The 15,844-nt window shown below is 52.9% G+C and carries 13 protein-coding genes; all 13 read right to left on the bottom strand.

Going from position 1 to position 15,844, the window contains the following annotated elements; genetic code table 11:
* Positions 1-18: 18 nt before the first annotated feature.
* The 13 genes from WFK81_RS21420 to WFK81_RS21360 all read right to left on the bottom strand — a co-directional run bounded on the left by WFK81_RS21420 (position 19) and on the right by WFK81_RS21360 (position 15,799).
* Positions 19-1,065: a Gfo/Idh/MocA family protein gene (locus tag WFK81_RS21420; protein ID WP_336788411.1), complete on the bottom strand. Its 1,047-nt coding sequence runs from the start codon at positions 1,063-1,065 to the stop codon at positions 19-21.
* A 21-nt stretch (positions 1,066-1,086) separates the two neighbouring features.
* A complete protein-coding gene (locus tag WFK81_RS21415) occupies positions 1,087-1,869 on the bottom strand; it encodes a sugar phosphate isomerase/epimerase family protein (protein WP_336788410.1) in 783 nt (260 codons plus the stop codon).
* 44 nt (positions 1,870-1,913) lie between these two features.
* Positions 1,914-2,738 (bottom strand): carbohydrate ABC transporter permease, encoded by an 825-nt coding sequence (locus WFK81_RS21410; protein ID WP_336788409.1) that lies wholly within the window; start codon positions 2,736-2,738, stop codon positions 1,914-1,916.
* A gap of 16 nt (positions 2,739-2,754) precedes the next feature.
* The gene (locus tag WFK81_RS21405; RefSeq protein ID WP_336788408.1) at positions 2,755-3,525 is read right to left on the bottom strand and encodes a carbohydrate ABC transporter permease; all 771 of its coding nucleotides are present in this window, start codon (positions 3,523-3,525) and stop codon (positions 2,755-2,757) included.
* A gap of 197 nt (positions 3,526-3,722) precedes the next feature.
* Positions 3,723-5,108 (bottom strand): ABC transporter substrate-binding protein, encoded by a 1,386-nt coding sequence (locus WFK81_RS21400; RefSeq protein WP_336788407.1) that lies wholly within the window; start codon positions 5,106-5,108, stop codon positions 3,723-3,725.
* Positions 5,109-5,296: 188 nt separating this feature from the next.
* A complete protein-coding gene (locus WFK81_RS21395) occupies positions 5,297-6,535 on the bottom strand; it encodes a response regulator (RefSeq protein WP_336788406.1) in 1,239 nt (412 codons plus the stop codon).
* A gap of 6 nt (positions 6,536-6,541) precedes the next feature.
* The gene (locus WFK81_RS21390) at positions 6,542-8,320 is read right to left on the bottom strand and encodes a cache domain-containing sensor histidine kinase (protein WP_336788405.1); all 1,779 of its coding nucleotides are present in this window, start codon (positions 8,318-8,320) and stop codon (positions 6,542-6,544) included.
* Between the two features lie 424 nt (positions 8,321-8,744).
* Positions 8,745-10,478 carry an extracellular solute-binding protein gene (locus WFK81_RS21385; RefSeq protein WP_336788404.1) on the bottom strand — a complete coding sequence of 578 codons (1,734 nt, stop codon included), beginning with the start codon at positions 10,476-10,478 and terminating at the stop codon, positions 8,745-8,747.
* Positions 10,479-10,557: 79 nt separating this feature from the next.
* Complete coding sequence (locus WFK81_RS21380; RefSeq protein WP_336788403.1) at positions 10,558-11,442, bottom strand: carbohydrate ABC transporter permease; 885 nt, start codon at positions 11,440-11,442, stop codon at positions 10,558-10,560.
* Positions 11,443-11,478: 36 nt separating this feature from the next.
* Positions 11,479-12,369, bottom strand: a complete 891-nt coding sequence (locus WFK81_RS21375; protein ID WP_336788402.1) for an ABC transporter permease — start codon at positions 12,367-12,369, stop codon at positions 11,479-11,481.
* Positions 12,370-12,555: 186 nt separating this feature from the next.
* A complete protein-coding gene (locus WFK81_RS21370) occupies positions 12,556-13,632 on the bottom strand; it encodes a response regulator transcription factor (protein WP_336788401.1) in 1,077 nt (358 codons plus the stop codon).
* A gap of 39 nt (positions 13,633-13,671) precedes the next feature.
* Entirely contained in the window at positions 13,672-15,489 is a 1,818-nt protein-coding gene (locus tag WFK81_RS21365; protein ID WP_336788400.1) for a sensor histidine kinase, read from the bottom strand.
* Positions 15,490-15,619: 130 nt separating this feature from the next.
* Positions 15,620-15,799 carry a hypothetical protein gene (locus tag WFK81_RS21360; RefSeq protein WP_336788399.1) on the bottom strand — a complete coding sequence of 60 codons (180 nt, stop codon included), beginning with the start codon at positions 15,797-15,799 and terminating at the stop codon, positions 15,620-15,622.
* Positions 15,800-15,844: the final 45 nt, after the last annotated feature.

Raw genomic sequence — 15,844 nt, 5'->3', positions numbered from 1 at the left:
AGGATGGGAGCCCGCATGCTAGGTAATCCCCGTTCGGCTCACCTGAAGCACATCCGCGACAGCAACCGCCTTTCCGGTTTCCGACGACAGGACGGCCGTTTCCAGAATTGCAATGACGAGTTCAATGTCGCGCGGCTCGATCAGTAGCCCCTCACCCTGATGGATCGCCTGATGCAGGTTCTCGTACACGAGATCCGGCGGCAGTTGCTCCGGCACAAAGGTCTCTTCATCGAAGCCTTTCCGGATGGCGCCTCTGCGTATGGTGACACGGTTTGTATCTTGCTCGTACTTGATCGATCCGCCTTCGCATTGCACGTAGAAGAGATTAAATACGTGCGGCGACACATACGAAATGTCAATCTGGGCGGAAGCTCCGTCCTCGAATGTTATGGCGAGCGCCGCGTTGCTGTCACCGTCAAACTCCCAGCCGCCACTGTTCAGTCTGGCATATACGCTGACCGGCTTTGCCGGATGGGCATGCAGCAACATGTCGACCAGATGAGGTCCCCAGGAGAACAGCGTGCCCCCGCCGTGCTCCTTTTTGCACTCCCAGTTCGGGATGTAGTCCGGCGAGCCCTCGTAGCCGCCCCACGGCGACATCAGCTGGATGTGGTACTGATATGGCCGTCCGAGCGTGCCTTCGTCCAGCGTGCGCTTGATGAACGGGTACTGCTGGTGTCCGCTGAACCGGTGATTGTGGTTCACGACAAGCTTGAGGCCCTTCCGCTCCGCCGCCTCTGCCATCCGGGCGGCATCGGTTGCGGAAAGCGCCATCGGCTTTTCCACAATCACGTGCTTGCCGCTTTCCAGCGCCTGAATCGCGTGCTCTGCGTGGAAGCAGGGCGGCGTGGCCACGACGATCAGATGAAGGTCCGGATCATGCAGCATTTCCTCATAGCTGCCTGCCGCCTTTGCGCCAAGCTGTTCGGCAATTTCCGCCCGGCGCTTCTCGCTCATGTCGAACACGGATGCGATCCGGAATCGTTCCGACACCCTTTCGATCGCGGGCAGATGATACTCCAATACCCGCCCCAGTCCGAGAAAGCCGATGTTGACCATGTTCATGTTTGTTCCTCCTTTAATCCGTTACCGAGTGATAACGGCTTTGATATAGTTGTAACTTTCCTTGACGCTCAGGAAGGGGTCCTGTTTACACGTATCCTGCTCAACCACGAGCCACTCCACATCCGACTCGTCCGCAGCGCTAATAATCGCTTCCCAGTTCATGTTGCCGTTCCCCACTTCTGCAAACAGCTGGTTGACCTTGCCTTCCGACTGCCCGATGGCCAGGTCCTTCAAATGGATGATTGGCACGCGTCCCTTGTATTTTCGAATCCAGGCTGCCGGGTCGCCTCCGCCGTGCTGCACCCAGAACGTGTCGATTTCCGCCAGAATGCCAGCCTGCTCCGTTTGCTCATAGAAATATTCCAGCGCGTTCCGGCCTTTATACGAAATGAATTCAAAGCTGTGATTATGGTAGGCGAACCGGCAGTCCGTTTCCTTCAACTGCTCCCCCACGGCGGATATATCCGCAATGTAGCCCTCCAAGCCGTGTGCGTAAGGCCGGCCCCAGTCACCGCCGTACGAGTAGGTGATGTACGGACATTCCAGCAACTTCATCTCCTCGAGTACTCGCCCAAGTTCGCTTCTGAGCCGCTTGACGGTGACGTCGACACCGCAAACACGGAGGCCCAAACCCTTCAGAATGTCCCGCATCTCCTCGACTGGAATCGGCATTTCGAAGAACTGCACCGCCTCGTAGCCGATGTCGCGAACCGCCTTCAGCGTATGCACGACATCTTCCCTCGTTCGAAAATGGTCCCTCAGCGTATAGAGCTGCACCCCGATCTGCGAAGGCGTAAACCGCATTCGTGATTCCTCCTATCTGTCTGTTGTAAGCTTTACAGCGTCGCTCAGCCCTTGACCGCCCCGTCGTTCGTCCGGGCCATGATATAGCGCTGGAAGATGACGAACAGCACGAATGAAGGCAGAATGATCAGGATCATGCCGGCGGTAAGCGAATTATACTCCGTAACGAATTGCTTGGTGAATGCGAGAAGCCCAACGTTCAGGGTCAGCTTGTCGTTGTCCTGAATGAATGTGTACGAGAAGAAAAAGTCGTTCCATACGCTCATGAAGTTGAAGATCGCCGCCGTGATCAGAATCGGCCGGGAGATAGGCATGATGATGCGGGCGTAGATCCCCCAGTGCCGGCAGCCGTCAATGCGGGCGGACTCCTCGATTTCCTTCGGAATGCCGAGGAAAAAGCCTCGCATCAGGAAAATCGTAAACGGTAGCCCGAACGCCACAAGCGCCAGGACGAGAGCCGTGTGCGTGTTCAGCAGCCCCATGCCCTTGAACATGATGTAGATCGGCACGATCGTGATGCTGATCGGGACCATCATGCCGACCAGAAAGAAAATCGCCCAAAATTCCCTTCCCCGGAACGTCAGTCTCGCCAGTGAATAGGCCGCCATCGAGGCGAACAGTAGAATGACCGGCAGACAGATGACGACCAGCTTCACGTTGTTGACGAAATACGAATCCAGCACCATATAGGCTTTATGGAAATTCTCCCAGGCGATCACTTTCGGGAAGGCCAACGGATTCGTGCTGAAATACTCGTCTGGCGACTTAAGCGCCGTGAACAATACATAGACGAACGGCGTAAGCCACAACAGAACGAACAACGCGATGAAGAAGGCGAGTATGCCGTTCCTGGCTTTGGTTAGATTCACGGTCCCCCTCCTCCTTCTAATAGTCGTTCTTCGATGAAATCCGATTGGACAGGATCGTAATGCTTAGCACGATGATCGACAGTACCCATGCGATCGCGGTGCCGCGGCCCATGTCGTGATACGTGAACACCTGGGCGTAAGACCAGCTGGCAAGTACGTTTGTAGCCCGTCCGGGACCGCCGTTCGTCATGGTGAAGACAATATCGAACACCTGGAACGAGTTGACCAGCGTCGTGACGAGGACGACGTTCAGCGTATTTTTGAGCAGCGGCAGCGTGATATAGACCAGTTTGCGGAACCGGGTCGCGCCGTCGATCAGGGCCGATTCGTAAATTTCCCGCGAGATGGCCTGCAGACCGGACATGAACATCAGCATGCAGATGCCGCTGTATGACCAGGATGCTGCCAGCACGACAAAGAAGATGGTGTTGTTCGGCTTCGCGAACCAGTCGAATGAGGCGTGTCCGCCGGACACCAGCTGCAACGCGTTGTTGATCAGGCCGAAGTTCGGGTCGTACATCCACGTCCAGATGGTTCCGATGATGACCAGCGACAGTGTGGCCGGGAAATAGACCGCTCCCCGGAAGAACGAGAAGCCTTTGATCGCCTTGCTGAACAGAAGTGCAAAGCCGAGTCCGAGCGATACCGGAAGCAGAAGCGAAGCGGCGCTCCACTTCAAGTTGTTTTTGAGGGCGATGTAGAACACGGGATCTTCCGTAAAGATGTAAATGAAGTTGCCGAACCCGACGAACTTCTTGTCCGGACTTACCCCGTCCCACTGGAACATGGTGAGCCACAGCGAGTTCAGGATTGGATAGACGACGATCACGCTGTAGACAATCAGCGCCGGCAACAAAAACAGATAAGGCGTAAAACCGTCCAGCTGTCGTGCCGAACGAACCGACAGCACGGCGCGCCTTGATGCGCGCACTTCGGAAACCATGTTTTTCATGCCTGCCCTCCCATCCGGGTAATTTTGCGGTCTTACTTGTACCAGCCGAATTCCTCCGCCTTCTTGTCGAGAATGTCGGCGGCTTCTTCCGGCTGCAGTTCTCCGGTCAGCACGCGGGTCTGCACGTCGAACAGCACGTCCGTCAGCCGGGGCTCGGTTCCCATTTCGTTCGTCGGTACGTACGAGCCCGAGTTTTGCAGCAGATCCACGATTTGCTTCTTCGTCTCGTTCACTTTATTAAGATCGATCGCACCGATACGTGCGGAGGAGCTTTCGGGATTCGTCTCCAGAATCGCCTGCTGCGCGTCGAGCGAGCTCATCGCGTTCAGAAACGCGGCCGCCTCATCCTTATGCTTCGAATCGGACGACATGTAGTAGCCGTCGCCGAACGCTACAATCCGGTAGGGCGATACGCCTGTCGGAAACGGGAAAAAGCCGTAATTTTCGAGATCCTGTTTGTTGTTCCGCAGGTTGCCGAACTCCCAGGAGCCCGAGTACCACATGGCCGCCTTGGAGGAATACCAGAGATTGTTTGTCTGCGCCTCTTCGTTGGAAAGATAACCCGGCTGGAAGTATTTTTTGTCAACCCAATCTTCCTTCAGCTTGCGGAACGCCTCCACGACGGCAGGATCGTTGAAACGGGCGGTGCCCAGCAGCAGGTTGTCGTGCAGCTCCGCTCCCGTCTCCATTTCGAGAATGCCGTCAAACAGCCGGGTCACGATCGCCGGCCACTTGCCTGCCATAACCATCGGGATCACGTTGTTTTGCTTCAGCTTGTCGGCCGCCTTGAGCAGGTCTTCGTACGTCTGCGGAATCGCGATGTTGTATTTCTCGAACAGATCCTTTTTGTACCAGATACCCATCGCGTTGTAGTTGCTGGGCAACGCGTAGAAATCGCCGAGGAATTTCTTCTGGTAATCGATCGCCGATTGCGGGTAAGCGTCATACCAGCCGAACTGTTGCGCGTAGCTGTCGAGACTTTCCACTTTCCCGTTCTTAATGTAAAACGAGACGTTCTGTCCTACGTTCGACCAGAACAAGTCCGGCGCGTTGCCGGCACTTACGGCGATATTGAGCTGGTCGTAGAGCTGTTCGGGACGGCCCTTGCCCTCCACCTTGATTTCACCCTTCGGGTACTGTTCCTTGAACATTTCGATAGCCTTTGCCAGCGCCCGGTTCGTCATCGGATCGGCGTTGTCCGAAATGGTCCACAGCGTCAGCGTGAACTTCTCGTCGCCGGCGGTCGAAGCCACTCCCGTATTCGATCCCTTTTGGCCGGCCGTCTCGCTTCCGGCATTCGCAATCGTATCGGTCCCTGCATTGGCGGAGCCTCCGTCGTTCCCGCCGCATGCCGCCAGCAGTACAACCAGCACGGCCAGCACCAGCGGTAGACTGATCCCTCTCAAAAGCTTTGTCATCCCCGATTCCCCCCGCATGATTGGCTTGCAATCGTCAATTTAGAAGTCCTTCTAGAAGATAGAACGCTTTCATTTCGATCCGATCGGGGCGCCATCCGTTCGGTACTCCCATCATGCCGCACATAGGCGGATGAAGGAATGAACGTTTTTTACTTTGGGGAAGTACTATTTTTACCGGTTTCATCATTCTACCTGAAGAGCTTTTTGCACTCCGCAGGGGCGAACCCTTTCACCTTTTTGAACGATTTGCTGAAATAATTCGTATTTTCATAGCCGACGTGTTCGCCCACCTGATGGACGGGCATTTCGGTATGCATAAGCAGCCGATAGGCCTCTTCTATCCGGATGCGGGTGATATAGCCGATGAAATTTTCACCGGTGACTTGCTTGAACAAGCGGCTCAAGTAACTAGGATTGAGATAGAACCGCTGTGCGACACCTTCCAACGTCAGCGGCTCGCGGTAGGCGGACTCAAGGTAAGTTTTGATCTGCTCGATCACTTCACTCGTCTCTTTGCGGCCGAAGCGTACGGCATAAAGCACAACTCCGCCATCCGGCTCCAGCGCCGCCTGTCGGCATGCGTAGACCGCCTCGCGGTACGACGCGCCGAGTTCATGCCAGCCTGCTCGTATGGAGCCAGCCCCGATATGCACCTGTTCACCCGTGTCGGAGAGGAATTGCCTTATGGCGGCGATGCGGCAGGAGAGCTCCGCGTACGCTGCCGCACTGCCGCCCTGGAACGGAGCGATCAGCAGGTATTCGCGCTCGGTCTGGAAATGCGGAAGTATCAGGTGGGGTGTCCGGCTCCCGTCCCGGGCGCGAGTGTAGGCGGCGCTGATCGCCTCCGCCGACAGGGTCCCGCTTCCCTTAATTAACAGGACTGCATGCGGCTCCTCTGTCAGGGGCAGTTCGGTCATCCGGGCTAGTTCCGCGCCTTTGTCTTCGTCCAGCTCTTTGTGCAGGAGGTCGTAGATGCATTTCTCCGTCCATAAGGGCAGGCTACGGTCGAGCAGCGTTTTGAGACGGAAATCCTGCTCTCGACGTTTCCGCTCCTTGCCTATCTCGTCTACGCTGCGACGAATGGCAGTCACCAGATCCTGCCGGTTGATCGGCTTTAGAATATAGTCAATCACGCGCTCGTTTAGCGCTTGCCGAACCAGCCCAAATTCCGCATAACCGCTCAGAATGATGACTTTCACTTCCGGCATGGATCGGGAAACTATACGGGCGAGCTCGATCCCGTCCATCCGGGGCATCTTTACGTCGGTGATGATGACATCCGGTTTATATTCCGTCGCGAGCCGGTAAGCCTCTTCGCCATCGGACGCCTCCGCGACATCGCCGATTTCAAACGATGGCCAATCGATTTCCTTCCTCAGGCTCCTTTTGATCCACACCTCGTCGTCGACAAGCAACACCTTGTACATCGGGCTTCACGCTCCTTCATAGGGAATCGCCGGGAAGACAAGCATGATTTTCGTACCGATCCCATCCATGCTTTTGAAGTACATTCGATAACCGTGGCCGAAATGATGCCTGAGCCTGCCGTGCACGTTGATGATGCCTATATTGACGCTTCGGACGCCTGCGTCATCGTTGCTCTCCTCATAAAGCTTCTGCTTCAGCTTTCGCAACGCGCCCATCCTCATGCCGCTTCCGTTGTCGATGATCTTCACAATGATTCTCGACCTGTGGCGTTTCACAGAAATGCGGACCATCCCCTTCATGTGCAATTCCCGAAAGCCGTGAACGAAGATGTTCTCGACCAGCGGCTGAAGAGTCAGCTTCAGGATCGAGCACCACGCGGCCTCAGCGTCGATGTCGAGCTCGACGTCGAAGCTTTCGTTGAGCCTCAGACGCTGAATGAACAAATAGTTTCGGATATGCTCAACCTCCTTCTCGATCGGCACCGTGTCTGTGGCGTTGTCGATCGAATAGCGGAACATACCGGCCAACGAATTTGCAACCTGATCGACCTCTGGAAGCCCGTGAACGACCGACATGCTGCTGACCATTTGGAGCGTGTTATACAGAAAATGTGGGTTGATCTGCGCCTGCAGCGCCCTGAATTCGGCATCCCGTTTCCGCAGCTCTGCCTTGTATTCGCTTTCAATCAATTCGTTGATTTTCTCCAGCATATTGTTGAAGCTCTTGCCCAGGCTGCCGATTTCGTCCATCGTTGTGATTTCCGCCCGTGCGGATAAGTCTCCGATTTCTACCTTTTTCATCGACCGCCTGAGCCTTAGAATCGGCTTATAATTCGTGAGATAGATGGCGGTCAGAAATCCGAGCGACACAATACTCGAGATGGCCGTCACCGCAACATTCAGCGATCGTAGGCCGGAGATTTCCCGGTCGAGCGTACTTTGCGCGGTAAGCCCGATCAATTTCCAGCCGCTGATGACCGACGTATCGTATACGAGAAACTGCCGTTCACCGCCCACACGGATGCCCGCCTGCCTCATTCCTCCGCGAACGGGCGTCAAAATGGCGGGCTCTTGAAGCTCTGTCCCAACATCGTACAGGTCGTCTCCGAAAAGCACATGATTCGTTTCATCCACCACCAGAATCTGGCTGTCGTACTGCTTCTTATAGGACGCGACGAGCTCGCCGATGGAGTTGAGCTTCAGGTCCAGCAGAAGCGTACAGATTCGGCTGCCGTCGATGCCGCGGATCGACTTGGCCACTGAATACACGTGTCTGTTGGAGGACAGCTGCAGCGTCCAGGGCATGTGCGCGCCAAAAATAACGGGGCGGCCCATGCGGGCTACCGTCTCCCCATACCATTCGTCCCGTTCGGGATCGTAAACCGCTTTCATTTGATCGATCACCGATTTGTAGAACATATTGCCGTTCTCGGTAAACACATAGACACCGTCCAGTTCGTCGATATCGTTCACGATATAGGAGAAGAAACGGTTCATCTCCCGATTATCCTTGACATAGACCGGGTCGTCGCCGATATACCGTCCCCTTCTGACCACGTCGAGCAGCGCAGGTGAATAGACAGCGGACGAGATTTTCTCGATGTCGGTTAGCTTCTGCTCGATCATGGTGTTGATCTGGCCGGTCAGTACGGCAAGGGAATCCTTCACTTGATTCTGGATCATGCGCGTCGAAGACACGTAGGCGAATAAATTCAGCAGCAGCATGGGGATCAGGAACAGCAGATAGAAAAGGATCAGCTTGCGCTTCAAATTCCAACGCTTCAAGAATGAAAATAACGCGGGCTGTACCACATCTCCTGCCCCCTCTAGTCTCTTTTGCCTGTAATGCTAGGGTAATCGCAATAAAAGCTCAATGGATTTCAAGACTATAATATGGAAAAAACGGATACAAGCAAGCGGCCACACCAAAAAGTGCCTCATCGAAGGCGGATTCTCGGCAGCGGTAGTTCACAAGGCCGGCCTGAACAGCCCAAGCCATGTAGTTATATTACGGTTATTGATGAACGACAAAGAGCACCTCATCGCGAGGTGTTCCAATGGCCACGAGATATAGCTTGATATCGGCGGCATGGTTGCTACACCGACCCGGCGGCATCCCGACGGGATAGCGGCTTCTGTTTCTACGAAACGCGGACCTATCGTTAAACGAAGCAGGTCGGCCGGCAGACGCCGGTCGACCTGCTTCTGCTTAGCGGCTTATTTCGGCAATTTCGCCAAGAATCTTGTCTCCGCCTTGCTTATGCCACTTCTCTACGAATTCATCGAAAGAATTGATTGGGGCACCGCCCATGATGATCTTGGCGAAGGTCTCCTTCTCCAGCTTTTGGAGGTTCGCCCATCTCGACGCCATCGTATCGGTCTGGCCATAATAGAGGCTGTATACTTCCTCTATATTTTGATCGGTAGAGAGCGGTCTGTCGCCGACCATGATGGAAACCAGACGAGGCAGATTCGTCGAGATCATCTCGCCGCCGCCCTTCAAATCCCAATTATTGATGGAATAATCGTCAAAGGGTTCCTTTTTGAGCTTCTTGATGGCGTTCATGTCGTCCTTCAGCAGCTTATGGGAGCTGAAATCCACTTGATCCATCCCGATTTCGCCCTTTACATATTTGTGCAGCGTATCGTACGATACTTCGATTTCGTCCAGATTGTCGTACACGGTATACAGCGGGTAGGCACCGCCGGTTCCGGGATTTTTGCCGAGCCCGGTTTCCACCCATTTCGCTTCGTCACGCAGCAGCAGATTGATGATCTTCAATGCGGCTTCAGGATGTTTGAAGTTTTTGTTCACGACCATAAACGATGTCGCCGGAGCGGACATATGTGCATAGTATTTGCCGTCCGCGGCTTGCGGGTAAGCGTATGCCTGCCAATCCGGTGCTGGACTCTTCTTGTACACGTCGGACAGGACATATCCGGTCCACCATGGCCCGAAGAAGATGCCGGCCTTGTTATCGAGAATCGGCTGTACGCTGTCGTCCCGGACAAGCATTTCCTTATCGATCAGACCCGCTTTGTACATCTCGGACAAAGTTTGGAGAGCCTGCTTGGTCTCCGGCTGCGTCGAGCCGTATACAACTTTGCCGTCCTTGTCCTTTAACCAGTAGTTCGGAAACGATTTGTACGCCGCAAAAATCGGATCCAGACCGTACAGATTGCCGTCCGTATTTGCGAGCAGGCCCGATTTGGACGGCCCTACGATTCCGATTGTGTCTTTCTTGCCGTTACCGTCTGGGTCCTGTTCGACAAAGGCTTTGGCTACGTTCTTCAACTCATCGATATTCTTCGGCGTCTGCAAGCCAAGCTTGTCCAACCAGTCCTGGCGGATCCACATTTCGCTCATGCCGGACGCTTTCGGAACCGGTGCCGGAATCGCCATCATCTTACCGTCCGATTCCACCAGTTTCTTCAGGATATCGCCGCCGCTGTTATAGAATTTTTTCAGCATGTCGCTGCCGTAGTCGTTAAACGCGCCGGACAGGTCGCCGATCAAATTGAATTTCTCCAGCGACTTCAGCTGCGTCAGGTTGACCACGAAAGCGTCCGGAAGATTGTTGGAGGAAATCGCCAGACTGATTTTTTGATCCCAATCGGAGGGGGCGCTGATCCAGTCGTATTTGACCTCAATATTGAACTGTTTTTTGATTTCATCGAGAAAATCGTTATTCTCGATTGACTTGCCTTGATCGAATTTCGCGTTCGGGTCGAGCGTTCGGACCAAATGGATAGTCACGGGCTCCTCATATTTCCCGAAAGGATCCGCCGATGCCGCAGTGGGCGTCTTGGTCTGGGAGGCCGCGGGCTCCGCGTTGCCTTCCGAGTTGCCCGTATTGCTGCCGGCGTCGTTGCTGCATGCGGCCAGGCCGGCCGCGAGCATTAAAGTGATCAATCCTGCAATCATTACCTTACTGGCTTTCATTCGTTTTCCCCCCAGATGATTATGTGCATCTATCTTAATTGCCGCATGCGCCGCAACTAAAATCTCCTGTGTGCCGCGATTACTCCTTCACGGAACCCAGCGTTATCCCTGTGATAAAAAACTTCTGCAAATACGGATAGATCAGAAGGACCGGAATCATCGCGATGAAAATTTTGGCCGCATTCAACGACTTGTTGTTGAGCTGCGCCATCATTTCAAGCTGCTCCGTATCCACGGTAGACAGATTCAGACTGACGACGAGCTGCTGAATATAGGTCTGCAAGGGATAATTGGACTGTTTGGTACTCAGGACCAATCCCTGAAAGAATTCGTTCCAATACCCCACGATCGTAAATAAAGCAATGGTTGCAATGACTGGTGCAGATATCGGAATAAACAGCTGAAGAAAGGTGCGCCAGGGTCCCGCTCCGTCGACATAAGCCGCTTCTTCCAGCGCCGAAGGAACGTTCCGGAAGAAGTTGATGACCAGAATGACGCTGAATACCGGCAGGCTCCCCGCGAGTACCAGTCCCCATATCGAATCGATCAAGCCGTAGCTGCGAGTGGTGAGATACCACGGAATGGTTCCGCCGTTAAATAGCATACAGAAGAGCAGGACCCACATATAAACATTTCTGGCAGGAAGCTGCCTCGCTGTTTTCGACAAGGGATAGGCCATCATCAAAACCGACGCCAGCGTAACGGTTGTTCCGAGCAAAACGCGTTTGACAGATACCCAGAAGGAAATGAAAAACGCATGTTCGGATACAATCTTTTTATAAGCCAGAAAATTGAAACCGATTGGCCAGAATGTGACGGTGCCCGCATTCACCGCCGCTTTTTCACTAAGCGACAGCATCAGAATGTACCAAATCGGCAGCAGGCATGTCAGCGTTATCAATACTAGAATTACAACATTGAATCCGTTGAACAGTCGCGAACCCAGTGTCTTTTGCTCAACCAAATCGCTCAACCCCAGTTCTGTATTGGTTAGGATGCGTCAGAAAATCTTATAGCCCGTCAATCGATCTGCCAATACATAACTGGTCACGATCAGGATAAAGCTGATCACGGATTTCAGCAGGCCAACCGCGGTGGCAAGGCCGAACTGCATCTCAACCAGACCGGCCCGGTACACCCAGGTATCGATAATATCTCCCGTGGAATAAACAAGTGGGTTGTACAGATTGTAAATTTGATCGAATCCGGCATTGAGGACGTTTCCAAGCGACAGGATGACAAGCAGCATAATCGTAGGCCGAATCCCCGGAAGGGTAATATGAAGCAGCCTCTTAAGGCGTCCTGCGCCGTCGATGGCAGCCGCCTCGTGCAGCGAGGGATCGATGGCAGTGAGCGCCGCAAGGTAGATGACCGCGTTGTAGCCGAACCCTTTCCAAATATCCGTGCCTACGACCAGCGGTCGGAACAGATCCTCTCTTCCGAAAAAGACGATGGGCTCCATGCCAAACAGCTGCAGGAAATGGTTCACCGGCCCGACAGTGCCGAAAATGTTAAGAACGATACCGCCCAGAATGACCCAGGATAAAAAATAGGGCAAGTATACAATGGTTTGGATCGGCCTTACCAATTTCTTCACCGTCAATTCATAAAGCAGCAGCGCAAAAATCAATGGGATGACGATATTGCCGACCAGCTTTCCAACAGCGATCACAATCGTATTGATAAATACCTGTGTGATATCGTCCATGCTGAACATGTAGCTGAAGTTCTCCAGTCCGATCCATTCGGATTTCAAGATCCCGAGCGACGGGTTATAGTCCTGAAAAGCCATCACGATGCCGAACATCGGAACGATACTGAATAGCACCAACCAGATGAAACCTGGCGACATCATGAGCCAGTAATGCTTTACGTACTTCCTGTCAAACATTCGATCCGTTTCCCTCCTCCAATTTCAAACGCTTTCATAATAACCCTATCCGAATTTCGCCGCACACATAGTATAGCAACGCACGTTTAACGGCACGTATAGAGTGATGTCGTTTAAAGAGAGGCGGATCTTTAAGGAGGAATTCGAGCGTGAGGAGTCAAGCTGCGGCGGATAGCATTTTTGTTTTTATTTTTCCGAACGGCTTCGCCCCCCCGCCTCCCGCTTTCGAAACTCTCCGGGCGTCATACCCGTCACCTCATGAAATACCCGAATGAAGTAGTTCGTGTCCTCATACCCGATCTTTAATGCAATGTCCGAAACCAGATCTTCCGTGTCGAACAGCATCCTTTTGGCGGCGGCTACCCGTTCTTCACGGATAAATTCATTCAAAGCCCTTCCGGTATACTTTTTAAAATTGACCGATAAATAGCTTCTGCTCAGATTGACGAGCTGTGCAAGCTTATCGACGTAGAGCTTCTCATCCAGATGCTCCTTCACGTAGATGATCACTTTCAGAATACAAAGCGGAAGACGATCGAATTTCGATTCGTCCGCCGCCTTACGGTATAAAGCCAGCCGAAATGACCGGATCCATTCGAAAAAGTCGCGGAGGTTCCCGTACTCCCGGACGTTCTTGTCCACCCTGCATATGGTTTCTTCCGCAACCGTAACCAAATGAAGCAGGACCTGCGCGGCCTCCCAGATCGGAACGTTCAGTTCGATGGTGCGTGAGCTCAGCCTCTCGAAAGCCAGATCGTCATACAGCCAATACATGCTCCTCCATTCCGCGATCACCCGATTCCATTCTTCTTCATCCGTTAGCTTCGGCTCTGAGCGTTCGGATCCGACGTCTATAGGGTCGCGGCCGATGTCGCTTTTCAAGTAGAGGTCCACCTTACGGCTGATATCCTTTAGCAATAAATTGCAATCCGTACTTTCCATTTGCAGCTTGGAGATGTAATCGATGACGCCCATCCGCAATGCCGTCTGTACGTAATGAAATTCCTCATGAAACGTAAGCACCACATACAGCAGGTCCGGATATAGCCGTTTGCTGGCCTCAATAAAGGAAATACCGTTCATGACCGGCATGCTGATATCGACAAATACAATATCCACCGGATTTTGGGCTAGAAACTGCATCGCTTTCTCCCCGTTCTGCGCCTCGCCAACGACCGTCATGTTGTAAGTTTCCCACTTCATCATAGAGATGATGCCTTGCCGTGCCAGCCGATCGTCGTCCACAATCAATACGCGGTACATAGTTCCTCCACCTCTCTAAAGCCTAGTTGTTTGATCAGTTCATTCCGCAGGGAGGAGAAGCGAAACCTTGGTGCCCTGCGAAACTTCGCTTTCGAAGACCATCGACGCCTTGTCGCCGTAGAACGACTCCAGCATCGAATGCACATATCTGATTCCGATGCCGTCGATTCTTAACCCCGATTCCCCGGTATGATGGATCAGATCGTTCATCCGCTTCAATTCGTCCGGCGCCAGCCCCCTGCCGTTATCCTCCAGCACGATCCGTATTCGTTTGTGCTCCGGATCATGTCCTACCTGAATGCGGAGAACCCCTTCTTCTCCGAGGCCGTGCTGGATTGCGTTCTCCGCGAGCGGCTGCAGAATTAACCGCGCCGTAGGCGTATCCAAATAGCCACCTTCCTCTACAACTACATGAACCTGAACATCATATCGCATTTTCTGAAGCTCTAGATAGGACATCAGCATCTTGATTTCCGAACGGATCGTTGCCTGCTTGTCAATTTTCCCGAGGCTGTAGGCCAGGATATAATTGAGCTCTGTAATGAAGGCTTCGGTTTGATGCTGCCCGTTCATCTTTGCAAGCCAATGAATCGAATGAAGCGCGTTCATCAAAAAGTGCGGATTGATCTGGTAATAGATTTTTTCGATCTCGAGCATGTGCTTGTCATGCGCCATCTTTTCCGCTTCTATCAACAGGTTCTGGATTTCCAGCTTCATCGTGTTAAATTGTTGGAAGAGCTTGTCATACTCCCTTACCCCCGTATGAATGGAAATTTCATTCAGGTCTCCTCTTCCCAGCTTGCCCATTTCCCTCATAAACCGAGACAGCGGTGAAACGATCAGACGCAGCAGCGCAATCATCGAGACGGCGAAGACGATCAGCGAAATGACCAAGATCCGCATGACATCGAGTATCCATGCATTAAACTCGCGATTATAGTCGGCGCTCGGCAGCAGCAGGATATTGGTGAAATCCATATCCGACGTTTGCCGCACCGTCACAAATTTGCCGTATCGGCCGAAGAAGCCACTCCCTACCCGCTCTTCTCCCTTTATCCCGAGTCGGTCTCCAAGCCGGAACTCGTCGCTGTTGGAATACTGAATGTGACCCGAGGCATCCAGCTGCAGCATCACGTAGTTCATGTGTTGGGACACGGATAAATTGTCAATTTGCTTTTGGGCCTCGAATCGGGACTCCAGATAAATGATCAACTCCCGGCCGCTATCAAGACTAATTGATCTTGCCAGCGAGATAACTTGATAATGCGCCAGACCTTCGATCGTGGAGCGGTGCAGGGGGTGAAATTGAATGACACCGGTTTTCAAAAGGGAGTTAAAGGTATTGATTGCAATATTGGGGGTGTAATTGTTGAAATAGTATCGCTTGTCAACAGGGTCATAATAAGCCCGACAGACGATGTCCATATTTGCAAATGTGATATTGATTAAGTTTTGCGAAATTTGTTGGTCGCTTACGTATTTTTCAAAGTTCGTACCGCTTTCGAAATAACTGTTCAATAAGGAACCGACGGCCCCCCCCGTCGACATTTGCTGCGAGATCTGTGTCATATTACGGTATTGCTCGGTCATTTTGTCGGTGATCTGCTGCAAATCCAGCACCATGGACGTTTTCAATTTGTTATTTTCGATCGATCGGATCGTACTGTAGGATGCGAGTACAAGAACGCCGATGATTACGCAGACTTCCATCAGAACAATAAAGACCAGTCTCTGTTTCAGCGTATGGAAACGAAACACGCCGAGTCTGCCGTTTGCAAGATGATGCATCACGATTCCCCCTCCATAGACGGACAGCGAACGCCGGAACGGCCGCTCCCCAAGTTCAACCCGCCGCATCGAATCCCGGCAAGTGCCGAAGCATAGAAAACTATATCATGAGCGAACGTACGGGGAAAGCGAACATTATACAGACGCCCCTTGATTCCGCGTCTCCATGACGAAAGAAATAAGCTAACCGGCAAGCCGGTTAGCTTAGAAATCGGATGGAGAAAATATTATTAATTCCGCGCAGCGGATAGTTAGCCAGCTCGACCTTCCGGCCGAGCCGCTGCGACAACGCCGCAGCTTCATTGATCAACGACAGGCGGTAAGCATCGTCTTTCGTGATAAGAGGAGCCTGCCCGGTCCGGAGTGATCCAGCCGTCACTGCATAACGCAATTGAATTTGAAGACCGGGATCGGGATATACAGA

Origin of the sequence: Paenibacillus sp. MMO-177 (genome assembly GCF_037147795.1) — a bacterium.
Classification (GTDB): Bacteria; Bacillota; Bacilli; order Paenibacillales; family Paenibacillaceae; genus Pristimantibacillus.
This window is presented reverse-complemented; position numbering and strand designations above follow the sequence as displayed.

What these genes read in the sequence shown, in the direction of transcription:
- WFK81_RS21420 (WP_336788411.1), bottom strand. Translation starts at nt 1,065, where the DNA reads ATGAACATGGTCAACATCGGCTTTCTCGGACTGGGGCGGGTATTGGAG.
- WFK81_RS21415 (WP_336788410.1), bottom strand. Translation starts at nt 1,869, where the DNA reads ATGCGGTTTACGCCTTCGCAGATCGGGGTGCAGCTCTATACGCTGAGG.
- WFK81_RS21405 (WP_336788408.1), bottom strand. Translation starts at nt 3,525, where the DNA reads ATGTTCCAGTGGGACGGGGTAAGTCCGGACAAGAAGTTCGTCGGGTTC.
- WFK81_RS21400 (WP_336788407.1), bottom strand. Translation starts at nt 5,108, where the DNA reads ATGACAAAGCTTTTGAGAGGGATCAGTCTACCGCTGGTGCTGGCCGTG.
- WFK81_RS21395 (WP_336788406.1), bottom strand. Translation starts at nt 6,535, where the DNA reads ATGTACAAGGTGTTGCTTGTCGACGACGAGGTGTGGATCAAAAGGAGC.
- WFK81_RS21385 (WP_336788404.1), bottom strand. Translation starts at nt 10,478, where the DNA reads ATGAAAGCCAGTAAGGTAATGATTGCAGGATTGATCACTTTAATGCTC.
- WFK81_RS21375 (WP_336788402.1), bottom strand. Translation starts at nt 12,369, where the DNA reads ATGTTTGACAGGAAGTACGTAAAGCATTACTGGCTCATGATGTCGCCA.
- WFK81_RS21370 (WP_336788401.1), bottom strand. Translation starts at nt 13,632, where the DNA reads ATGTACCGCGTATTGATTGTGGACGACGATCGGCTGGCACGGCAAGGC.
- WFK81_RS21365 (WP_336788400.1), bottom strand. Translation starts at nt 15,489, where the DNA reads ATGCGGCGGGTTGAACTTGGGGAGCGGCCGTTCCGGCGTTCGCTGTCC.